Annotated in this window: 17 protein-coding genes; 14 read left to right on the forward strand and 3 right to left on the reverse strand. The window is 55.7% G+C overall.

The annotated features are described in order from the left end of the window. The first annotated feature begins 4 nt into the window (after positions 1-4). Positions 5-1915 (forward strand): mechanosensitive ion channel family protein, encoded by a 1911-nt coding sequence (locus RBB77_RS06740; protein ID WP_353065817.1) that lies wholly within the window; start codon positions 5-7, stop codon positions 1913-1915. A 54-nt stretch (positions 1916-1969) separates the two neighbouring features. Here RBB77_RS06740 and RBB77_RS06745 read toward each other — a convergent pair whose 3' ends face one another. Next, positions 1970-4555: a fused MFS/spermidine synthase gene (locus tag RBB77_RS06745; RefSeq protein ID WP_353065819.1), complete on the reverse strand. Its 2586-nt coding sequence runs from the start codon at positions 4553-4555 to the stop codon at positions 1970-1972. A gap of 113 nt (positions 4556-4668) precedes the next feature. After that, positions 4669-6261 carry an arylsulfatase gene (locus tag RBB77_RS06750; protein ID WP_353065821.1) on the reverse strand — a complete coding sequence of 531 codons (1593 nt, stop codon included), beginning with the start codon at positions 6259-6261 and terminating at the stop codon, positions 4669-4671. A gap of 307 nt (positions 6262-6568) precedes the next feature. Between RBB77_RS06750 and RBB77_RS06755 the strand changes: the two genes are divergently transcribed. Genes RBB77_RS06755 through RBB77_RS06780 form a run of 6 tightly spaced genes read left to right on the forward strand, consistent with a single transcriptional unit; the run spans position 6569 to position 12890 of the window. Beyond that, positions 6569-7549 (forward strand): AAA family ATPase, encoded by a 981-nt coding sequence (locus RBB77_RS06755; RefSeq protein ID WP_353065822.1) that lies wholly within the window; start codon positions 6569-6571, stop codon positions 7547-7549. A 15-nt stretch (positions 7550-7564) separates the two neighbouring features. Beyond that, complete coding sequence (locus RBB77_RS06760; protein ID WP_353065823.1) at positions 7565-8494, forward strand: DUF58 domain-containing protein; 930 nt, start codon at positions 7565-7567, stop codon at positions 8492-8494. Beyond that, positions 8491-8931: a DUF4381 domain-containing protein gene (locus tag RBB77_RS06765; protein WP_353065825.1), complete on the forward strand. Its 441-nt coding sequence runs from the start codon at positions 8491-8493 to the stop codon at positions 8929-8931. The genes RBB77_RS06760 and RBB77_RS06765 overlap by 4 nt, the downstream gene beginning before the upstream one ends. Continuing rightward, positions 8924-9967, forward strand: coding sequence for a vWA domain-containing protein (locus tag RBB77_RS06770; RefSeq protein WP_353065827.1), 1044 nt, complete (start codon positions 8924-8926; stop codon positions 9965-9967). The genes RBB77_RS06765 and RBB77_RS06770 overlap by 8 nt, the downstream gene beginning before the upstream one ends. After that, positions 9964-11565: a VWA domain-containing protein gene (locus RBB77_RS06775; RefSeq protein WP_353065829.1), complete on the forward strand. Its 1602-nt coding sequence runs from the start codon at positions 9964-9966 to the stop codon at positions 11563-11565. The genes RBB77_RS06770 and RBB77_RS06775 overlap by 4 nt, the downstream gene beginning before the upstream one ends. After that, positions 11562-12890, forward strand: a complete 1329-nt coding sequence (locus RBB77_RS06780) for a hypothetical protein (protein WP_353065831.1) — start codon at positions 11562-11564, stop codon at positions 12888-12890. The genes RBB77_RS06775 and RBB77_RS06780 overlap by 4 nt, the downstream gene beginning before the upstream one ends. Before the next feature lie 33 nt (positions 12891-12923). Here the strand turns inward: RBB77_RS06780 and RBB77_RS06785 are convergent, their stop codons facing one another. Further along, the gene (locus RBB77_RS06785; protein WP_353065833.1) at positions 12924-14090 is read right to left on the reverse strand and encodes an L-rhamnose/proton symporter RhaT; all 1167 of its coding nucleotides are present in this window, start codon (positions 14088-14090) and stop codon (positions 12924-12926) included. A 115-nt stretch (positions 14091-14205) separates the two neighbouring features. On the opposite strand from RBB77_RS06785, the gene RBB77_RS06790 reads away from it, so the two are divergent. From RBB77_RS06790 to RBB77_RS06820, 7 genes are all read left to right on the forward strand, one after another. Further along, entirely contained in the window at positions 14206-14946 is a 741-nt protein-coding gene (locus RBB77_RS06790; RefSeq protein WP_353067588.1) for a (Fe-S)-binding protein, read from the forward strand. After that, complete coding sequence (locus tag RBB77_RS06795) at positions 14943-16385, forward strand: LutB/LldF family L-lactate oxidation iron-sulfur protein (RefSeq protein ID WP_353065835.1); 1443 nt, start codon at positions 14943-14945, stop codon at positions 16383-16385. The genes RBB77_RS06790 and RBB77_RS06795 overlap by 4 nt, the downstream gene beginning before the upstream one ends. Continuing rightward, positions 16375-17055: a LutC/YkgG family protein gene (locus tag RBB77_RS06800; RefSeq protein WP_353065837.1), complete on the forward strand. Its 681-nt coding sequence runs from the start codon at positions 16375-16377 to the stop codon at positions 17053-17055. The genes RBB77_RS06795 and RBB77_RS06800 overlap by 11 nt, the downstream gene beginning before the upstream one ends. 96 nt (positions 17056-17151) lie before the next feature. Beyond that, positions 17152-18351 (forward strand): TIM barrel protein, encoded by a 1200-nt coding sequence (locus tag RBB77_RS06805; protein WP_353065839.1) that lies wholly within the window; start codon positions 17152-17154, stop codon positions 18349-18351. A 116-nt stretch (positions 18352-18467) separates the two neighbouring features. Next, positions 18468-19556 (forward strand): substrate-binding domain-containing protein, encoded by a 1089-nt coding sequence (locus RBB77_RS06810; protein WP_353065841.1) that lies wholly within the window; start codon positions 18468-18470, stop codon positions 19554-19556. A 234-nt stretch (positions 19557-19790) separates the two neighbouring features. Next, the gene (locus tag RBB77_RS06815; RefSeq protein WP_353065843.1) at positions 19791-21998 is read left to right on the forward strand and encodes a bifunctional rhamnulose-1-phosphate aldolase/short-chain dehydrogenase; all 2208 of its coding nucleotides are present in this window, start codon (positions 19791-19793) and stop codon (positions 21996-21998) included. 15 nt (positions 21999-22013) lie between these two features. Beyond that, positions 22014-23462 (forward strand): rhamnulokinase, encoded by a 1449-nt coding sequence (locus RBB77_RS06820; RefSeq protein WP_353065845.1) that lies wholly within the window; start codon positions 22014-22016, stop codon positions 23460-23462. Positions 23463-23469: the final 7 nt, after the last annotated feature.

Below are 23469 nucleotides of genomic sequence, written 5' to 3' on the forward strand. Positions count from 1 at the left end.
AGCCATGCCAAAACAGAAGACCCAACGATGCCTCGTGATCCTGCTGGTGGTACTCGTTTCCAATCGGGGTCTGTCGGCTGGAATTGCGACCAGCCCCATCGATCAGACACAGATAACTGACTTTTTGAACGAGACCATCAATTGGTATCAGCAGATCGCAGTTGAGCAACCGGAGGCCCCGTCCCCGAATGACATTCTCTTTGCTGCGAGCAACGTTCCCCTGGCGGACCAAGTCGTCAAGCTTTCGTTTGATTTCGGTCATGCTGGAGCTCAACTCTTAGGTCAAACCACTTCTGGAGCAACTTCATCCACTTCTCGTGATTCCCGCTATCAATCTCTGGCGGCATCCGCATCCAAGAATGACGTTCAATTAGAGCAGACTCAATCGCAACTAGATTCGCTGCATCAAAAGCTGAAGTCCGCGCCAATCAGGAAGCAAAAGGATATTCTTTCTGCGATCGCTGAGACTGAGAGTAAGCTGGCGTTGCTCAAGGCCCGACGCGATGCCATGAACAGCTTGTCGCAGTTCATGGAAAGTGCGCCCCAGCCAAGCGGCTTGTTATCTCACATTGAGGTTCTAGAACATTCTGTTTCGATAGGGGGAAGTACCTCTGCGACTCGATCAGCCGCGACCGCGAAACAGCAGGCAACGGCCCGCACCTCCGAACCCCTTGGCATCTGGAGCAAACTCGCTGCGGTCTATGGTCTCTCGCGAAAAACTAAGATGATCGATGATGCGATCAGTAACACGAAGAATCTCGAGCAGAGTGCACACAAACTGCAGATCCCTCTCCATGACCGGATCAAAGCCTTGAGCCTTCGCGGCGACACTATCGCGGACCGGTCGGATTCGTCTGATCCAGCGGTGCTCCTTCAACAACGAATCGCACTGGACGCGCTCACCGCGGAATTTAATCTTGTTGCTGCACCCCTCATCCCGCTAAGCAAACAAACAATTCTATTGGAGACTTATCAGAAGAACCTTCAGGACTGGAGGGTTGCTACAAAGAGGGAATACTCCGATACAAGAAAATCGCTGTTGATTCGCCTTATCGTTCTTGCCGCGCTTCTTGCCATCGTTTTTGGCGTATTCAGGCTTTGGAAACGGGCGATTTTTCGCTATGTTCCGGATTCTCACCGGCGCTATCCGTATCTACTATTGCGACGGATCGTGCTCTGGTTCTTCATCGGCCTGGTGGTCACACTCGGGTTTGTGAGCCGCCTGGGGTCAGTGGCAACATTTGCGGGGCTAATGACCGCAGGGGTTGCACTAGCGCTCCAGAATGTAATCATTGCTATTGTGGGTTACTTCTTGCTTATAGGGAAATTTGGCATCCGAATCAGCGACCGTGTGCAGGTATCTGGAATTAATGGAGAAGTCATCGAAATTGGCTTGATTCGTTTCCACGTTATGGAGCTGATCGGTGTCGGATCGGACGTCCAGCCTTCAGGGCGAGTCGTTGCGTTTTCTAATGCAATTGTCTTTCAACCCACCGCCGCGCTTTTCCGGCAGATCCCCGGCACCGATTTCCTATGGCACGAAACCAGCGTCACCCTTGCGCCAGATAGCGACTACCTGGATGTGGAGCGACGGATGTTGGTCGCAGTCAGCACTGCCTTTGGAGAGTACAAGGAGGGCTTTGACCATCTACGCCGGCAGATGGAAGAAAAATTGATTCTGGTCTCAGTCGGACCCCTGGAACCAAAAGTCCGTCTTGTGCTCAAGTCGACCGCCCTTGAGGTGTTTATCCGCTATCCAGTGAATTCAAAGAATGCCGCCGCAATCGATGATCATGTAAACCGCGAGCTTCTACGGGCGATAGGACTAGAGCCCAAGCTCAAAGTCCTCGGTGCTGAAGCTCCCACTGTTCGTCTTCGACCTGACGCTCCTTCAGCGGGCGCCCCGAGGACTTAGACTCGCTTCTCGCGCCTCTCCGTCCGAAGCGGGTGGGCTAAGTAAGGGTCGAGGTTATCTGCGCTCGCCTGCGACCCATTGATAGTAGGGATTGTTGTCATCCGAAGCAACGACACGCTGCATTGCGTGTATCCACGCTTCTCTATCTCCCCTATACGCTGCGATACCAGCTGCGTAGAAATCCAGAAGGTCTTGGCGCTGCCGTATGACTTCTCTGCGTAGAGCGTCATCTGCGTCGATGAGCGGAGGATCTGTACGGAGAGCAATCAGCTCCGGGAGAACGTGGATGATTTCCTTTGGCCGTACCCACGGCGAATACTCGATGCGCGGGTCATTGTCCGTTACGGGACGCGCATTTGCTGTGTAGCGCTCGAGCCCCACTCTTCCGGTAACCCATGTGGCGAGCAATGCGGCCGGAGAAGAGATGCCGACAGCCCGTAGTGAAGTGCTGACTTCACCCTGTGAGAAGCGGCTGGCTATCTGATTCGCGTTCAACTCGATGGGCTGATGAGACCCGATCAGCAGCATCTCGTGCATCTCCGTACTCCAGAGAGTCGCATAGGGAAAGGCATCGAGAAAGCTGCGCACCAGTGAGCGGGTATCCTGGCCATTCTGTGTGCTGAGAGGAAGCCACTGCGCGAAGAGACCGTTGGGCTCCAGCCGCTTTCCGGCGAGTTGATAGAAGTCTGTCGAATAGAGATTTACAACTCCCTCGGCGGAAGGCGGCGGCGGCTCCAACGTGATCAGATCGTAACGTTCTGATGTGCGTAGTAGCTCGTGCCGTCCGTCACTAATACGAATCTGCATGCGCGGATCGGAGCCAGCGTTGTAGTTCTCCGGGAAGAGGTGACCCGCTTGCACGACTGCCGGAAGCAACTCGACGCAAACCCTTCGTTCTAATCGCGGATAGTGCAAGACCGCCCCAGCAGTGATGCCTGTACCAAATCCGATCACGAGCGCGGACTTCGATTCGCCACGATGAATAAGCAGGGGTAGCATCGCCTGCAGGCGCATATAACGCAGAGACGGCAGCGCGTCGCCAGAGTTGGAGACGCCCTGAATGTAGAGCCGCCGGAAGACGTTGTCGCCAGATCGCTGTTGTGCGACCGCGACGGTGGCGCCACGGGTCTCCTGATAGAAAACCAGAGCGCCTCCTCCGCGTGTCGTCAGGAGAAGTCGGGCGAGACGATCCGGCGGGCTCAGGATGCCCACTGTGGCGGCCACCAGTCCGACGCTGAAGACCACCCACCGCATCTTCAGACTCACGCCTCTGCCTAGCAGGACCGCCAGAGCGCCGACGGTTGCTGCAGCGACCGCCAACACGCCTAGCGTGTGGACGAGTCCCAGCGCTGGCACCAGTAGAAAGCCCGTCAGCAGGGTTCCCGCGATTCCTCCTGCGGTGTTGAGTGCGAGGACAGCACCCACATCCCGGCCTGTGCGCTCGGGCCCGACGGTCAATTGCAGCACCGCAGGAAACGCCGCGCCAAGCAGAACTGTCGGCACAAAGACGACGCCGACCGCAGCGATGAGAAATTGTGCGCACATGTGGGCAAATTCGCTGCCGGTGAGAGAGAGGACAAGATTGCCGACCTCAGACTGAATGCGCAGCTGCCACAAGCTCAACCCGGCGACCTCCAGCAGGGCCACAAATCCGGCCGCGGAGATGAGGAGTCCAAATACCCCCCACGCGTCACGAACCTGGTTGGAAAAACGGGCATACAGCGCGCTTCCGACGACAAGCCCGGTGAGGTATGTCGCAAGCACAACTGAAAACGCAAATACCCTCGTGCTCAGAAATTGTGCCATGGCTTGCGACCACACTACCTCGTAGCCAAGAGCGATACCCCCCGCAATCGCATAGAGCACGAGCGCCGTGCCTGAACCTGCAGGCTGTGCGATAAGAGCTTCTATGTCTTTTCCTGTGATCTGTTCTGCGTGTGATTGCCGATCGAGACCCAGTGCCATGCCCGCTGCGACCAAATTGAGGAGAGCTGCGGCCATCGCGCTACCTCGCACGCCGAGCCAGGGCAAAAGCAGGAAAGAGCTGAGTAACGCCCCGGCGATGCCTCCGGCTGTATTGGCTGCGTAGACCCAACCGCCCACCTTTGCCACGCGCGACGTCCCTGCGGCCAGCGAACGTACCGCCGCAGGCAGGGTGCCACCCATCAGAAATGCAGGTGCTCCGACCAGTAGAAAGGGAAGCGCCCAGGCAAGAACGCCGGCGCGAGATTGAATGGCGACAAACGGGCCTGCTGTATGAGCCAATGCGACCGTTACAACAAATCCGGCCAGCGCAACTCCCGCTTCAAGCAGAGCATAGAGCAGGAGCGGCCGCTTCCATCGATCCGCCATTCGGCCGAGTAGCGCGCCTCCGGCAGCTAGCCCCGCGAAGAAGGCACTTACCGCAACCGTAATGGAATACACTTCAACTCCGACTACCAGCGAGAGCTGCCTGATCCAGAGAACCTGATAGATGAGTGCCGCGGTGCCGGAGAAGAAGAGCAGGAGCGTAAACAGTGCCATTCTTCCATCGAAGCCGATGGCGTTTGGCTGCTCCATCTCTTGAGCAGGCTTCTTGATTCCACCACGGTTGTTATTCAGTTTCTTCGCGGAAGATGAGGCAGGGTTCACGGCTGGCATTCAGGCCCCTTGAATCAAACAAACCGGGTTCATTGTGAAGGATGAACCCGGTTCCTTTTCTGCTTGTCGTTAGTTCTTCTTTCAATCAATTAGGACTCAACTCCATCCCGTCTTCACTCTTTGGGCTTCGGGGCCATGTTCACAAAGCTCTCCGGGTCGATCGTGAAGCTTGCCGGAGCCTGACTTGGTGGATACTCCTTGAATGACCGGACAAACTGTTGGGCAGCGATTTGCCCCTGAATTGCCAAGTACACATTATGGACCTGCCAATCGTCATATTGATCTGAAATGAGGGGCGCTTTTTCATAGGGATCCATACGTAAATTCTCTATCAACGGCAGCCGAGTACAGACGAAGGGATTCGACCATACCTTATAGCCCCCGATCTCTCGCTGTTCGCAGAAGACAAACTTCCAGTTCCCATTTCTCATGGCAACTAAGAGCCCATCATCATTGAAGTAATAGAACTGAGTCCGAGGCGAATGTTCTTCCTTCCCGGTTAGGTAAGGAAGAATGTTGTAACCATCCAGATGAACCTTGTGCGCCATGCCTCCGGGGCCGGTACCCTTCAGAAGCTGTTCAGTGATGTTGGGATTCCCTGCCGCCGCCATAAACGTCGGGAACCAATCCAGTCCAGAGACGATTTCATTTGACCAGACATTTTCTTTGATATGTCCAGGCCAACGAATCATCGCAGGCACGCGGTACGCACCCTCCCAGTTCGAGTTCTTCTCGTTCCGGAACGGAGTCATCGCCGCATCGGGCCAGGAGAACATATTGGGACCGTTGTCCGTCGTATAGAGAACGATCGTATTATTTGCGATTCCAAGATCGTCTACTTTCTTCAGCAACTTCCCTACATCCTGGTCGTGTTCCCACATTCCATCCGCATAATCGTTACCGGGCATCCCGCTCTTTTCGTGAAACTCCGGCCGCACATGGGTAAAGACATGCATCCTTGTAAAGTTCATCCAAACAAAGAATGGCTTGTTCGACTTCACTTGCTTATCCATGAAGTCCATGCACGCGTTGGAGGTCTCATCATCGATGGTTTCCATGCGCTTTATGTTCAGCGGCCCCGTGTCTTCGATCTTTCCATCTGCGAAGGAATGAATAACACCGCGCGGGTTATACACCTTCAAAAAGATCGGATCGTCCTTAGGCCAATACGGCATCTCCGGCTCTTGTTCCGCGTTCAGGTGGTACAGATTGCCGAAGAACTCGTCGAAGCCGTGATTTGTCGGCAGATACTCATCACGGTCTCCGAGATGGTTTTTGCCGAACTGTCCGGTTGCATAGCCCAGAGGCTTGATTGCCTCCGCGATCGTGATATCGCGCTTCTGAATCCCCACGGGCGCGCCTGGAACGCCTACTTTGGTCATTCCCGTTCTCACCGCAACCTGTCCGGTGATGAATGTCGCCCGCCCCGCCGTGCAGCTATTTTCAGCGTAGTAATCGGTGAACGTCATTCCATGTTCGCCGATGCTGTCGATGTTCGGGGTCTTCATCCCCATCAAACCATGCGTGTAGCGACTGATGTTGCTTTGGCCGATATCATCGCCGAAGATGACCAGGATATTTGGCTTCTTATCGTCGGCCCTGGAATTCTGAGCACCGAATATGGCGCCCGTCAGCACGAGGCAGATGAGGATGGCTGGGCGAAACGTTCCGGACCGAGCACAAATCCTGCTAAAGATGGAAAGCATGGACAGCTCCTTTCGCGTACTGAATGTCGGTGGAGCAAGCTGAGAGCGGCAGATCACACAGTCTAGCGACCGCTGCTTCTTTGCCGTAGGTCGCGGTCTCTCATTGGATCGTGCGAGGGCCTTCCAGTCGAGAGGAGCCTATGAACGAAACAGATTTTTAAATGGGGGCCCTGGGGTTTCACTCTAAAATACCGCAAGGTATTGCAAGCGAACGGGATCATTCTGCATCACACCTATCACCAAGTCAAGAAAACAAATACCATGTCCCTGTTCTTCACATACCCAGACTGAACTTGGCGGAGCGTCCGTGGCCACTCTCGACTCTATTCTCGATCTGCAAAAACGTGTGGAACGGACGGTTTTAGGGCAACAGGCAATGATCGAGCGTCTTCTAATTGGCCTGCTCGCCAATGGAAATCTCCTGGTAGAGGGTCTGCCCGGGCTGGCCAAGACAAGGGCGATCAAAAAACTGAGTAAATTTCTGGACGCCGGCCTGTCCCGCATTCAATTTACGCCCGATCTGCTGCCTTCGGATATCACAGGATCGGAGATCTATTACACGACGGCGGACAAAGGCGAATTCCGGTTTCAGCCGGGTCCGGTCTTTAATAACCTTGTACTGGCCGACGAGATAAACCGTGCACCTGCAAAGGTTCAGGCTGCGCTTCTCGAAGCAATGGAGGAGCGGCAGGTTACTGTCGCCGGTAAGACCCACACGTTGCCTAAGCTGTTTCTCGTCATGGCGACTCAAAACCCGATCGAGCAGGAAGGAACTTATCCGCTTCCAGAGGCGCAACTGGACCGGTTCCTAATGCACGTTTACGTGGATTACCCGGAAGAGAAGTCCGAGCGTGACATCATGTTGTTGGTGCGTGGCGAAGAGGCCGAGTCTGCCGATACTGAGAGCGTGGCCGCGCACGAACCACCCGTGTCACAAGAGGTTATCTTTACGGCGCGCAAAGAGATTCATGCGGTGCATATGGCTGAGGCGGTAGAACAATACATCGTTGCCGTGATTGAAGCTACTCGCTATCCCGAGCGACACGATAAGGACCTGCGCAAATGGATTCAGATTGGAGCGAGTCCCCGCGGCACCATAGGCCTCGACAAGTGTTCGCGAGCGTACGCGTGGCTCAAGGGCCGCGACTATGTACGCCCAGACGACGTGCAGGCGGTGGTCCACGATGTTCTCCGTCATCGCATCCTGCTCAGCTACGACGCGCAGGCTGAAGGAGTCAAGCCAGACCAGGTGATCAAGAAGGTAGTGGAACTCGTCGCCGTTGCATAAACAGGACCTCTTGCCATGGGAGCCTATGCCGAACTCGATTCGCTGATCGCACTGCAGTTCAAGGCGGCCGGCTTCTCCCTGAAGCACAACCAACCCGTTCATAGCCTGCTCTTTGGTCGGCGCGCATCGCATGTTCGCGGGCGTGGCCTCGATTTTGAGGAACTCCGCAGTTACGTCGCCGGAGACGACGTGCGCAGCATCGACTGGCGAGTGACTGCACGGATGCGGAAGCCGTATGTCCGTGTCTATTCAGAAGAACGCGACCGTCCCACGATGCTGGTGGTCGACCAGCGCATCAACATGTTCTTCGGCAGTAGGGTATCGATGAAGTCGGTAGTTGCAGCAGAGGTCGCTGCCCTGGCTGCGTGGAGGGTCTTCCATCAGGGAGATCGTGTCGGCGCATTTGTCTTCAACGATGATAAGACCGAAGAGATCCGCATGCATCGAAGTCGCTCGACGGTTCTGCGTATTCTCGACCGCATCGCGCATCAAAACCATTTGCTACGCAGCGACAGGTCTTTGCCGCCCCGCCCTAAACGCCTCAATGAAGTGCTCGCCTCTGTCGCTCGCGTCTGCCACCATGACGCCCTCATTCTCATTGCGAGCGACTTCGACGGCGCCGATGACACTACGCGCGATCTGCTGCTGCATCTCTCGCGCCTGAACGATGTCATATGCTGTCTTGCTTTCGATCCCCTTGCTGTTCGACTCCCTCCTGCCGAACAACTCGTAGTCAGCGATGGCAAACTGCAGGTAGAGCTTCAACTGGGGCAGGAGAAGGTGCGCGAGAGCATTCTTGAGGCGTCCGGCAAGAGAATGAGCGCAATTCTGTCATGGCAGCATGAGCTCGGCGTGCCGGTGCTTCCGCTCAGCACGGCTGAAGATGTTCCCGGACAGGTGCGTCATCTGCTGAGTCGTGCCGCAGATAGGAGAAGGCAAATATGAGCGCCCCTCTCGACAAGCTGCACGATTTTTATCAGCCGCCTACGCCCGCGTGGACTCCCCAGACCGTCGGCTGGTACGTTCTGTTCGTCATTGTGGGAATCCTCGTCCTTTGGATGGCTGTTCATCAGATGAGGAAATGGTTTGCTAATCGCTATCGCCGCGCAGCATTGCGACAGCTTGATCTTCTACCTGCAAATGAGTTTTCTGCGCTTCTCAAGCGTACGGCGCTTGCGGCGTGGCCACGCGAAAGAGTCGCCTCGCTTAACGGTGCAGAATGGCTCAAATTTCTGAATGAGGCCGCTGGCGACGAGACGTTTCACTCCCCGCCTGCTGATCGGATCGAAGAGATGGCGCTTCAACCCGTCACGCTTTCGAACGAGGACGAACACGCGTTGAGAGAGGCAGTAGCGACCTGGATCAGGAGGCATCATGTATAAGCTCGAGTATCCGTGGCTGCTCGCCCTGCTGCCGCTGCCTCTTCTTGTCTACTGGCTGTTGCCTGCTTATAAGGAAGAACAGGATTCTCTACGACTGACGTTCTTCGATTACATCAGCTCCAGCCTCGGGCTCAAACCGCAGCCCGGCGCAGTCGTCCCGCGGACAAACTGGTTGCAGAAGTTACTGGCGCCGCTCTGTTGGGGCCTCATCGTTCTCGCGCTGGCACGGCCCCAGCGGATCGAGCCTCCCATCCAGAAGATTCAGCCCGGACGCGATCTAATGCTGGCCCTCGATATTTCGCAGTCAATGGAGACTCCGGACTTTCGTACTTCTGACGGCAAGCGCCTGCGTCGCGTCGATGCAGTCAAGCAGGTTGTTGGTGAATTCATCCGCAAGCGCAAAAACGACCGCATCGGTCTGATTGTCTTTGGCCAGGCCGCTTATCCCGTGACACCCTTCACGCTCGACCACGATGCTGGCTTGCAGATTCTCGACCAGACCGACGCAGGTATGGCCGGTCCTCAGACGATGATCGGCGACGCTATTGGACTTGCGATCAAACAGTTCAATAACAGCGAGGCCAAGCAGCGCGTATTGATTCTCCTGACCGACGGCAACGACACCGGCAGCCGCATGCCGCCACGCAAGGCCGCCGAGATCGCCAGTCAGAATGGCATCACCATCCACGTTGTGGGACTTGGCGATCCTCGCGCCACCGGAGAAGACAAGGTCGACTACAACGCGCTCAATGACATTGCTAAAGCAACCGGCGGCCAAGTCTTCCACGGAGAGAACCGTGTTGAGCTCGAAAAGGCGTACGCAACCCTCGATAAGATTACGCCACAGAACTTCAAAACTTTGAGCTATCAGCCGCGGCGAGAACTCTTCATGTTTCCACTCGGTGCGGCAGTTCTTCTGTTTGTTGGGTGTCAGTTGCTGATGCTGTTGGCGAGTCTCATGATCAGGCTTTTCTCGCGTCGACGGGAAAAACCGGAGGAAGCTACGACCTCGGGCGTCTTCAAGGTGCATGTATGAGCGAGTGGTGGGCAGCGGTGCATTTTCTTCGTCCGCAGTGGCTCTGGTTACTGCTCGCCGCGCCTGTGATCTACCTTTCACTTCGCTTTCGTGACGACGTGCGCTCTCGTTGGAAGCGTTATATAGACCCCGCCCTGCTGGAACATCTCATTGTGTCGCGCAAGCGGCGTTGGCGTTTGCGTCCCGTCCACATGATCTCGCTGCTCATCCTTATCGGAGCCGTCGCGATGGCTGGCCCTAGCTGGAAGCGCGAACAGCCTCCTTTCACAGAGGATAGAGCGCCGCTCGTGATCGCATTCGATCTCTCTGAGACGATGAACGCAATCGACCTCGACCCCACACGGCTCGAGCGAGTGAAGCTCAAACTTCGTGAGCTCCTCAAGGTCCGAAACGGAGGGCGCACCGCACTCTTCGTGTACGCGAACACCGCCCACATGGTGCTTCCTTTTACCACCGACAACTCTCTCTTCGATCTCTACCTCAGCTCGCTCTCCACCTCTCTGATGCCAAGCCAGGGAAAGGACACGGCCAAAGCGCTTCACGCAGTCGAAGACTTTCTCAAGGACGAGCCCGTACCTGGAACCATCCTCTTTGTCACGGACGGAATCGAGTCTAAGGCTCTGCCCGAATTCCGCCAGTTCGCTACCGCGCCGGACAACCAGAACGACATTCTCGTCTTAGGTGTAGGAACCTCCAACGGAGGTCCTGTGCGCACGACCGGCAACGGCTTTCTCAGTGATCGAACCGGTCGACGAGTCTATTCAAAGCTCGACGTAAACGCTCTTCGCTCTCTCAGCCGCATCGACATCCCCGCCACTACGCTTACTCTCAACGACGATGACATCCATTGGATCCAGCGCCGCGTGCAACACCACCTCGAAACCCTGCAGCAGAAAAACTCGAAGACGCGCTGGATCGATGAAGGCTACTGGCTCACTTTTCCCATCGCCGCTATCGCCGTCTTCTGGTTCCGCAAAGGCTGGACGGTGCGCTGGTCCTCCGCTGCACTCGCTATCATCTTCGTTGTTCCTCCCACCAACGTTCATTCAGGCTTCTCATGGCTCGACCTCTGGCTGACGCACGATCAGCAAGGTCGCTACTACTTTCAGAAGGGCGACTACCAGAGAGCCTCCGACGCGTTCGATGACCCGCTCTGGCGTGGACTCGCTTTTGCTCGCCTGGGAGAGTATGACGATGCCCTGAACGCCTTCGCCCTCAGCGACTCCGCCGAGGCCTGGTACAACCAGGGCGACGCACTGGCCCATCTCGGCAAATATCCCGAGGCAGTAGCGGCGTACCAGCAGGCACTCGCGCGGAGGCATCCGTGGCCCGGGGCGCAGGAGAATCTAACTCTCGTTCAATCGCTCATCCCCAAGAAGAACGACAAAGACGAGGACAAAGAGCAGCAGGAGATTCCACCAGATCTTCCACCCGATCAATTGAAGCTCGACAAAGATGTGAAGAATGGGAAGAAAGTACAGGTGCAGGTCGATCCCAAGAAGATGGCGGACATATGGATGCGTAATATCCAGACGACCCCCGCCGATTTTCTGCGCCGACGCTTCGCTGTTCAGGCGGCCGAGGAGCGTCATCCATGAAGCGCGTTCTCCTCACCATCTTCGCCGCATTCATCACGCTCGCTGCAGCAGCCCAAAGTCCTATCGTTCAAGCCCGGCTCGAACCCTCCCATGACATCTTGGTTGGCCAGCCGATACGCATGGTCGTAACGGTCTACGTCCCCAATTACTTCACCGGAAGTCCTGACTTTCCGGAATTTGAGATTGAAAACGCGATCGTCGTTTTGCCACAGGACCGCCCGACGAACTCCAATACGCAGATAGGTGGAGTCAGGTACGCCGGCATCACTGAAACCTACGTCATCTATCCGCAACAGGCTGGCTACTTTCACATCCCTCGGGAGCAGGTCGCCGTCCCCTATGCGCTCGCGCCGCCAAAGAGCACAATCGCACACGTCCCACTGCCTACACTCGTATTTCACGCCGACCTACCAGCCGCGGCAAGAGACCTTGACTACTTCCTTCCGACTACGGCACTCACCATGCAGCAGAAGTGGTCATCGCCCATGAAAAACCTTCGCGTCGGCGGCACGATTGAGCGCACCGTTACGGTAACAGCGACGAAGATGCAATCGATGTTGATTCCACCACTTCAATTCGATGCGCCTAATGGTATTCGCGTTTACCCGGAGGAGCCCATCGTCCATGATCAAAAGACCGATCGAGGCGATTTCGTATACGGCCGTCGCGCTCAGACGGCGAAATACGTTGTCCAGAAAGAGGGAGACTACACACTTCCTCCGATCGAATTGAAGTGGTGGAACCTCTCGGCTCATCGCCTGGTGACGGCCACCTTGCCCGCTGTTCACTTCACGGCTGCAGCTAACACAGATTATGTCACCGAGCTTCCGCCGGAATCAGAACCTGCGCCGATAGCTCCCATAAGACATAGGAGTTTATGGAAACAATATCGATCGCGCATCCTGATCACAGCTTTATCCGGCATTGCGGGAACCGTTCTACTTATGATGATTTGGCGCAATTTGCCGCGCATCCGGCGCGGATTGCGGGCTCGGCGGGAGCGTCGACAACACTCCGAAACTACCTACTTCCGCAACCTTCAACGCGCATGTGCCCGGAACAACGCGTCGGAGTCCTATGTCTGGCTTCTGAAGTGGCTCGCTGTGACGTATCCGGGTGTGTCGCTTCAACAAGCCTTAAAGCGCGCAGACAACCCGGCACTTACATCTAATACAAACGATTTAGGTGAGTCTCTCTTTGCGCAAAGCAACCGAGACTACTCGTGGAACGGTAAAAGATTCGCCGCTCTACTAAGAGAACAGCGAAAGCATCATAGGACGCACTTATCGAAGCACGAGTATCTCGGCGATCTGAATCCCGAATGAGCCAATCTTTGGGGAGATGATTTTTGGAAAGTCCTAGTTGGCTTTTAGGTAGTTTCCGTAGCCGACTATCAGAGTGGAGCCGACAAGCAGAATGAGGCCGGAGGAGACGAGGAGTTTGGTGCGGCGGCTCGTGCCGTGCCATTCCTTGAAGATGAGACCCCACAGAGTGGCGAAGATAATGATGCTGGCCATGTGGAGGGTCCAACTTGAGAAGTCGTATTTGCCCATCTTGGTCTGGCCCATCGAGTAGAAGAAAAACTGAAAATACCAGATGATTCCAGCGATGGCAGCGAAGACGTAGTTAGCCGCGAGGGTCTTGGGGGCCAGACGGTCATAGGTGGAGGCATCGAGCGGGTCAAAGTCGACGAGCGTGTCGCCTGAGGAGTGAGAGGCGCGCATGGGGTTGTAGCCCGGTTCACCCGCGAACTGCTTGATGGAGCGATTTTTTAGGATAAGTATCGCGGACCAGATGAAGTTGGTTAGGAAACCTCCCCAAAGAACAACGATCAGAATAGGCAGATTCTGCCAGAGGTCGAGGCGATGGTTGGCGAGGAGTTGAGTTTTGGCGATGTCGCCGATGGGCTTGCCTGCCTTAAGTCCGAAAGCGAAGAAGCTGCTCATAATGCCAGCGAAGATGGCGACGGCAATGCCTTTGCCAAAGTTGTAATCCGACTCTCCGGCTTCGGCTTTTTCTTCTGGGGTGATCTCACGATCTTTGGAGAGACCCGCGGCGCCATTGATGGCTACGGCAACCACGCAGACGAGGACGCCGAAGAGGATGATTTGGCCAGAGGTTTCGTGCAGGATGGTGTGAATGGAGCCATCGTAGATGGGCGGTATGAGGGTTCCGAAGGCAGTGCAGAGGCCGAGAGCGATGGCATAGCCGAGAGCAATGCCGAGATATCGGATGGCGAGGCCGAAGGTGAGGCCGCCCATGCCCCAGAGCGCTCCCCAGAGAAATGCGTAGCCAATGGCGTGGCTAGTAGGATCGGCATGGACCTGTCTAAGAATGCCGAAGACGTTGGGAACGAAGAGATAGGCAAGTACGATAGGGGTGACGATCCATGCTGCGAAGCCCTGGACAAGCCAGTAGACCTCCCAGGACCAGCGCTTAATGCCGCGGAAAGGAATGAAATTTGTGGCGGAGGCGAAACCGCCGATCCAGTGAAAGATGACGCCTATAAACGGGTTAGTTCCCACGATACCTCGTTCCGTGATTCACGTTGGTTGCCGAGCGCGTACTATCGTACCTGACGAAAGTTACATTGGGAAATATAGTCCCTATTGAATTTAAATGGTGAGAATGGAGGGTGTCCTGCGAGTTGCGCTATTTATTACCTGTTATAACGACACGCTGTTTCCTGATACGGGTAAGGCCGTGGTTCGGGTGCTGGAGCGGCTGGGACATACCGTAGAATTTCCCGCCGGACAGACTTGTTGTGGGCAGATGCATTGGAATACAGGGTACCAGTCTGAGGCGTTGCCGCTGGTGAAGCGCTTTGTGGAGCAGTTTCGCGGGGCCGAGGCTGTGGTGGTGCCTTCGTCTTCTTGTGTTGCGATGATGCGGGACCACTATCCGAAGATGGCGGCCGAGATTGGGGATGCTGCATTGATCGCCGAAGTTTCGCAGTTGCTGCCTCGCGTGTTTGAGTTCTCGGAGTTCCTGATAAAGCGGCTGGGAGTGGAGGATGTGGGGGCCTCCTATCCTCATCGGGTGACGTATCACGCTAGTTGTCATGGGCTACGAAATCTTGGACTGGGCGATGGTCCGGTGCGTTTGCTAAAGGCGGTGCGGGGAATTGATCTGGTTGAATTGAATGCGCTGGAGCAGTGCTGCGGGTTTGGCGGAACGTTTGCGGTGAAGAATGCGGATGTTTCGAGTGCGATGCTTGAGGAAAAGACTGGTGCTGTTTTAGCGACTGGCGCGAGGGTGTGTACGGCTTGCGATAACAGTTGCTTGATGCATATTCAGGGGGCTTTGCACAGACAGAAGACTGGTGTGAAGACGCTCCATCTTGCGGAGATATTGGCTGCACAGGAAGGGGCGGAACTGTGAGCGGGAGCGCCTTGGATCCGAAGACCGCTCCGGTCTTTCCGATCGCTGCCAGGACTGCGATGAAAGATGGGCAGCTGCGAAGGAATGTTCGCCATGCTACGGATGTCATTCAGGCCAAGCGGGCTCGCGTGGTGGCCGAGATGCCGGATTGGCAGGAGCTACGCGAGGCCGGGAAGCAGATTCGTCAGCACACAATGGAGAATCTGGATTTCTATTTGGAGGAGTTTGAAGCGAATTGCACCCGGGCTGGTGGAGTGGTGCATTGGGCTCGGGATGCAGCGGAGGCTCGACAGATTATCGTCGGGTTGGTGAAGGCTTCGGGGTCGGACGAGGTGATTAAGATCAAGTCGATGACAACTGAAGAGATTCAGTTGAACTCGGCGCTGGAGGCTGCGGGGATTCATCCCTACGAGACCGATCTGGCAGAGCTGATTATTCAGTTGGGGCACGACCAGCCTTCGCATATTGTGGTGCCGGCGCTGCACAAGAATCGACAGCAAATCAGGGAGATCTTTCAGCGAGAGATGAATCTGCCGAAACTCGGCGAGCGGCCTGAGGATTTGGCCGATGCGGCACGGATATTCTTGCGGGAGAAGTTTCTGCGGGTGAAGACGGGAGTGAGTGGAGCGAATTTTCTGATTGCAGAGACTGGCGGTGTTTGCATCGTGGAGAGCGAGGGCAACGGACGCATGTGTTTGACGTTGCCAGAGACACTGATTGCGGTGGCAGGGATTGATAAGGTAGTGCCGCGGTTTGCGGACCTGGAAGTTTTGTTCCAGTTGTTGCCTCGTTCGGCCACCGGCGAGAGGATGAACCCTTATAACTCGATTTGGACTGGCGTAAACGCCGCGGATGGCCCGCGAGCGTTTCATGTGGTGCTGATGGACAATGCACGCACGGAGATTTTGGCAGATGCGGAGGGACGGCAGACGCTGAACTGCATACGGTGCGGAGCGTGTCAGAACGCTTGTCCGGTGTATCGGCAGACCGGTGGGCATGCTTACGGGAGCGTGTATGCGGGGCCAATTGGAGCGATTCTGACGCCGCAGTTGCAGGAGATGCATCATGCGCAGTCGCTGCCTTATGCCTCGTCGCTTTGTGGAGCCTGCTATGAGGTTTGTCCAGTGAAGATCAATATTCCGGAGGTGCTGATTCATCTGCGGAATAAGGTTGTGAAGCAGAACGGGCCGCTGAATGTTGAGGCGTTCGCGATGAAGATGATGGGGATGATTTTTCTCAGCGAGCATCGGTTTCGGGCAGCGCAGCGTATGGGACGCATGGCCGAGGCTCCGCTGGTGCGGAGGGATGAGAAGGGCGAGGGCTGGATTGGATGGCTGCCGGGGATGCTAGGTGGATGGACGAAGGTGAGGGATCTGCAGGAGATGCCGCAGGAGACGTTTCGTGATTGGTGGAAGAAACGGGGGACGCATGGGAGTTGATACAGGTGCTGCACCTTTGGGTTCAGCCAGGGCAGAGATTCTTCAGCGGATTCGTGCGGCTACGGGCGGGGTTTCGAATACAGAGGTCGCCAGGGCTGGGTGGACTCGTCTGCCCCGCGAGTATCGGCGAGCGGCTACCCGTGAGAGGGAGGCTGTGCTGGAGTTGCTGGAAGATCGGCTGCGGGACTATGACGCAAACGTTGTTCGTACTGGACGAGACAGGGTGTCGGCGATCGTAGCGAAGATGCTTTCTGAGCGGGGAAAGACGCGCATGGTTGTGCCTCCCGGGATTCCAAACGAGTGGTTGCCGGTAGTGGTTGAGTTTGTAGTGGACGAGGGTTTGTCTGCGGCAGAGTTGGACAGATTTGATGGCGTGATGACCGGATCGACCATGGCGATTGCACAGACCGGAACAGTGATATTGCAGAGTGTTCCGGGGCAGGGAAGACGGGCGGTGACCTTAGTGCCGGATTATCAGCTGTGTGTGGTGTGCGAGGAAGATGTTGTGGAGACTGTGCCGGAGGCGATGGCTCGACTGCAGGAGACGGCTGAGCTGCCGACAACTTTTTTCTCGGGACCATCGGCTACGGCGGATATTGAAATGACGCGGATCAAGGGGGTACATGGGCCGCGATATCTGGATGTAGTTTTGGTCGGATCAGGGATTTGAGAGAGAACACTCTTTGACAAATCCTCTTGAAATGGTGCAACCTTTTGAGTGTTTCAATAGAGAGTATATTTCTATTTAGAGAAAATGAGCCTTCAAATGGACTTGGGGATCGAAACGAACTCAGTACGTGATCGGGTATGGATGGCGCTGGATGGTTTTCGCATCGAGGTGCCGTCGTGGGGTTTCGCGAATACAGGGACCCGTTTTGGCAAGTTTGTCCAGGGTGGCGCTGCAACGACAATTGAAGAAAAGTTTGCGGATGCTGCGCAGGTAAATGCCTTGACCGGAGCGAGTCCTACGGTGGCGCTGCATGTTTTGTGGGACCTTCCGGGTGGGAAAGCAGATGTTCCAGCGATTCAGGCGCTCGAGAAGAAGTATGGTGTGAATTCGGGATCGATTAATCCCAACCTCTTTCAGGATGCGGAATATAAGTACGGTTCAATTGCCAATCCGAGCGCAGAGATTCGCGGCAATGCGCTGGCGCATCTGCTGGATTCGGTCGAGATCGGGCGGGCGCTGGGCTCGCAGGATGTTTCGATGTGGATTGCGGATGGGTCAAATTATCCGGGCACACAGAGTATTCGGAAGCGTATTGGATGGATGGAGGAGGTACTGGGCGCGACCCACGCGGCTCTGGGTGAAGGGCAACGGATGCTGGTGGAGTATAAGCCGTTTGAGCCGGCTTTTTATCATACAGATATTGCTGACTGGGGAATGGCGCTGGAGTTGGCTCGACGGGCGGGACCGAAAGCAAAGGTGCTGGTGGATACCGGGCATCATTATCAAGGCACGAATATCGAACAGATTGTTGCATGGCTCCTGCATCTGGGGGCGCTTGGAGGATTTCACTTCAACGACCGGAAGTATGCAGATGACGATTTGACGCTAGGATCTATTGATCCTTACCAGGTGTTCCGAATCTTTCATGAGATTTTGAGCGTCGGAAAAGACGATCAGGCCCAGATTGCGTTCATGATCGATCAAAGTCATAACTTGAAGGGTAAGGTCGAAGCGATGGTGCAGACGGTGGTGACTGCGCAGGAACTTTATGCCAAGGCGGCGCTTGTGGACAGGGCTCGGCTGGCTGAATTGCAACAGGAGTGTCGGCTGGTGGAGGCGGAGGAGTGCTTCCGCGGAGCCTTCTGGCAGGACGTTCGTCCGATAGTGCGGGAGTGGCGGGAGGCACGCGGGCTTCCTCCAGAGCCCTTGAAAGCTCTTAGGGAGAGCGGATATGTGGAGAAGATCACACAGGAACGGAACAGTCAAAATGCCCGCAGCGAATTCCGTTATGCGTGAGAGAGAGAGTCGAGTTGCAGACTCTCTGCTTTCATAGATTGTTTATTTCATTAACGAAACGCGGCTGCCTTGCCACATAATGGAACGGCTGACTGATTGTTCTTCAGCAGGAGACTATGGCGGCACGTAAAACGACGAAGCGACTTTATTTGATTCCTGTCCTGTCCAAGGCCCTGGATATTCTCGAACTTGTACAGGCGGAAAACCAGCCAATGACGCTTGAGTCGGTCCATCGGCAGACACGCATCTCAAAGACCACGGTCTATCGGGTTTTGAAGACGTTTGTGCACCGCGGGTATCTTTCGCAGTCTCCAGATGGGCTCTATCGGCAGGTGACACGGCAGAAGAAGCTACGGTTTGGATTTGCGGGGCAGAGCGCAGAGATGCCCTTTTCCAACGAAGTAACAGAGAGTCTAAAAGATGCAGCGGCCTCAGTTGGAGTCGATCTGCTGATCCTTGACAATCGGTACGACGCAGCCACTGCGCTAAAGAATGCGGAGGAGTTCGTTCGAAGTAAGGTTGACCTGATCATTGAATTCCAGGTGGAGCAAGAGGTTGCTCCGATCATTGCGGACAAGATCGCCGAGGCAAATATTCCGTTGATCGCAATTGATATCCCGCACCCTCATGCCACCTACTTTGGAGTGGATAACTACCGCGTGGGAATTGAGGCCGGCGAGACGCTTGCGGCGTACGCGACGGCGAACTGGGGCGGCAGGGTGAATTGGGTGATTGGACTCGATCTGCCCGAGGCAGGGCAACTGGTGCAGAGCAGGATTGTGGGGGCGTTCGAGGGGGTTCGCAGCGGGATTCCCGATCTACCGGTGGAGTCGTATGTGAGGATTGACGGGCGTGGCATGCGGGACCGAAGCAAAATGCTGGTATCTGATTTTCTGCAGCGACATCCCAAGGACAAGCACATCTTGATCGCCGCCGCGACAGATTCAAGCGCGTTAGGCGCGGTCGATGCAGTACGAGAAAACAAGCGCGATAAGCATGTGGTGATTGTGGGACAGGACTGCATTGCGGAGGCGGTTGCGGAGATGCGGAGAGATCGCTCGCCACTGATTGGTTCGGTGTCGCACGAAGCTGCGTCGTATGGACCGAGTCTGATGCATCTCGGACTGTCGCTGCTGCGCGGCCAGACGGTGGCTCCGTATAACTATGTCGCTCACAAGATGGTGACACGGGAACTGCTCGACTGACATCCGCAGCTGGAGGAAGGCGTGATCGCAAACAGCGCGGTGCAACAAGCGGCGCTTGGACGTTACAAGTTCTGCGGATCATGCGTGCCCTTGAAAAGAGTCTGTTACTACAGTCGCCGGTTGCCTCTCGGGTTTGTTTTTGATCGATTTTCTCATTGGAAATAGTTGCCGTATTGGTGTTTGGTGTGGAATGATGATCCTGGCGTTTGAGCGGCCGGTACGACGGGGGAATGTATGCCAGTACAGAAGGGTCTTCGCTTTCTTGCAGATCGTTGGGATGAGGCGGTTGCGGGAACTCTGGATGGACCAGAGCTTTTGAGATACCGGTCGAATCTGTTGGGGTCGGACCTGCGAATCACGAACTTTGGCGGAGGCAATACAAGCTCGAAGCTGGATCAGGCCGACCCGCTGGATTCGAAGGCAAAGCAGGTTCTCTGGGTGAAGGGGAGTGGCGGCGATCTCGGGAGCATCAAGCGCACTGGCTTCGCGACTCTTTACATGGAGAAGCTATTGTCATTGGAGAGGGTGTACCGCGGCGTCGAGTTGGAAGATGAGATGGTTGATTTGTACCCCTTGTGTACGTTTGGGAATAATCCTGTAGCCGCATCCATTGATACTCCTCTCCATGCGTTTCTGCCCTTTGCACATGTGGACCATTTACATCCGGATTGGGGGATTGCGCTGGCCGCGTCCGCGAACGGGAAGATCAAAATGGAGGAGTTCAACAGGGAATTCGGCCATAAGTTGGTCTGGTTGCCATGGCAGCGACCAGGCTTCGAGTTAGGGATGATGATGCGGAGAATCGTCGAAGCCAACCCCGGTTGCGATGGAGTTGTGCTGGGTGGCCATGGGCTATTTACATGGGGGTATACGCAACGCGAAAGCTATCTGAATACGATTACGATCATCGATCAAATAGGGCAGTTTATTGAGCGGCATGCGTCGGTCGCCGGACACAAACACTTCGCTGGTTCTCAGGTAAAGAGTCGCGAGGATCGCGCAGAGATTGCGCTGCGTATCATGCCGTATCTGCGAGGAGTTGTTTCGCGAAAGCAGCGATGGATAGCGAACTTCAGCGATGCATCAGAGGTTTTGGAGTTTGTGAACTCTGCTCAGGCCGAGAGGCTGGCTCATCTCGGAACAAGCTGTCCGGATCACTTCATCCGCACTAAGATTCGTCCAATGTTTATCAAGTGGAATCCAGAGGGTGAGCCAACCGAGTTAGAAGAGTTGATCGACACCGCCCTTGAGACGTACCGTGCGGAGTATGCGCAGTATTACAGCCGTTATGCGGTGAAGGAGTCGCCCGCAGTTCGGGATTCCAACCCAACCGTAGTGCTGGTGCCGGGTCTGGGCATGTTTAGCTTCGGAAAGAATAAAGCTGAATCGCGCATCACGGGCGAGTTCTACATCAACGCGATTGGTGTGATGAAGAGCGCTGGTGCTCTTGGGACTGGAGGGGATTGCAAGGAGATCCCGCAAGCCGGTCCAGCCGCGACAGCCGATCAGTTCACGGTTTATGAGAATTACGTGGCGCTGCCTCCCAGCGAGGCCTTTCGGATTGAGTACTGGAAGCTAGAGGAGGCAAAGATTCGACGCCAACCACCGGAGAGAGAGTTGAGCCGGCGGATTGTTCTTATTGTTGGCGGAGGTAGCGGGATCGGTCGCGAGGTTGCGTTAATGGCGGCTGAGCATGGTGCGCATGTGATGGTAGCGGACCGCGACGTGAAAGGTGCGGAAGCCGTTGCACTTGAGACCGCGGCAATCTCAGGCAAGGAAGCCGTAGACTCGACGAGCATCGACATTCGGGAACGAAAGGCGATCAAAGCTGCGTTGGACGCGACGATCAAACAGTTTGGTGGCATCGATATTCTAATCAATACTGCGGCACTGTTTCCGTCCTCGCCGGATGGGGTTATCAGCGACGCTCAATGGGCATTGACGTTGGAAGTAAATGTTACGGCTAACTATCTGCTGACAGACGAGGCTGCGAAGATATTTTCACAGCAGGGAATCGACGCCAGCGTTGTCTTAACCAGCTCGGCGAATGCGGTTGTGGCGAAGCGAGGGAGCGAAGCCTACGACGTTAGCAAGGCGGCTCTGAGTCATCTGGTGCGGGAACTGGCGGTTACGCTTTCCCCTCATGTGCGGGTTAATGGCATAAGCCCCGCTACCGTCGTGAAAGGCTCAACGATGTTTCCGCGAGATCGAGTAGTAGCTTCGTTGAAGAAATATAAGTTGCCTTTCGATGACAAGAATTCGGACGATGAACTGCGAAATATGCTGGCCCAGTTTTATGCAACGCGGACGCTGACTCATCAGCCCATTGATCCCAAGGATTGCGCGCGGGCGATTCTGTTTCTTGCAGGGCCCCAGGCCCGATGCACGACGGGGCATTTGATTCCCGTAGATGGGGGCTTAACCGAGGCCTATCTGCGATGAAGGCGGATGCCTGACATGCTGCTTTTGCCTGTAGATCAGCGGGCTTTGGTTGCGGTGGACTTGGGTGCCGAGAGTTGCCGCGTTTCGCTGCTCCGCTGGCTGGACCGGAAGGCGGTGATTACGCTGGTGCATCGTTTTGCGAATGCTCCGCGTGATGTGGACGGCGAACTTCGCTGGGACCTGACGATGATCGAGGCAGGGCTCGACGATGGCCTCCGGAAGTGTGCGGAGATCGCAGGCGAAGGTGTGCGTTCGATTGCGGTTGATGGTTGGGCAGTGGACTACGTGTGGGTGGATACGGATAGTAAGGCGTTGGCCGACCCTTTCTGTTACCGCGATCAGCGAACCGTAGATGCGGAGTGGTCTCTGCATCGAAAGATCAGCCCCCGGAGATTGCGGGAATTGACCGGCATTCAGTTGATGCGAATCAACACCCTGTATCAACTTCATGCAGATGCTTTGCAAAGACAGCCGAGTGAACTGCAGTGGCTGAATCTACCAGAGTATATTTTGTCGCGGTTGGGGGGGGCGCGTGTGGCCGAGCATACAAATGCGACTCATACACAGATGATGGAGTTAGATCGTCGGCAGTGGTGTCGAGAGATTTTCCAGGCTGCTGGTCTGGATCTTGCGTGTGCACCGCAGTTGGTCCCCCCAGGAACCGGAGTTGGTCGACTGACTGGGCCACTTGCAGGGGTCCCAGCCTTTCGGGATACCGTCCTGATTGCGCCAGCCTGCCACGATACCGCTTCGGCGATTGCCGGGATTCCCGCGGCCGGAGATGATTGGGCGTACATTAGCTCGGGTACATGGTCGTTAGTGGGAACGCTGCTGGAGGAGCCGAAGAACGATGCGGCGGCCCGCGAAGAGAATTTTACGAACCTTGGGGCCGTGGGCGATCGAATCTGCTTCCATAAGAATGTGAATGGGATGTGGTTAATTCGTCAGTGCATCGAAAAATGGGCTGACGATGGCCGCGTTTGGACAGTTCCTGAGATAGTGGCTGCAGCTGAGGACGCAGCCACGCCAGATGGCCTGCTAGATGTGGATGATGCTGACCTGCTGCTGGCTGGGCAGATGCCGCAACGTATCAATGCCCAGCGAGCGCGGAAGGGGTTCGTTCCTTTAGACGAAAGCCCAGCAAATGCTCCTGAATTTGCGAGTCTCATCTTCCATAGTCTTGCGGCTCGGTACGCGAGTGTGCTGGAGCGGGTAGCATTTCACAGTGGAAAGAAGTTGCGCCGGCTGTTTGTTGTTGGGGGTGCGAGCCAAAATGATTTTCTGAATAAACTAACCCAGGAGGCAACGGGGTTGGAGCTGTTTCGGGGATCGACGGAGAGTGCAACGCTGGGAAACTTCGCGGTGCAACTTGCGGTGTTAGAAGGCAAGCGCGATGCCGTGACGGGGGCTTCTGCGGAGCTGGTCTCGCAGTGGGCTAGCCAACTGTCGAGTCCTTTCAGATGAGCGAAAA

It is taken from the genome of Tunturibacter psychrotolerans (assembly GCF_040359615.1).
Classification (GTDB): Bacteria; Acidobacteriota; Terriglobia; order Terriglobales; family Acidobacteriaceae; genus Edaphobacter; species Edaphobacter psychrotolerans.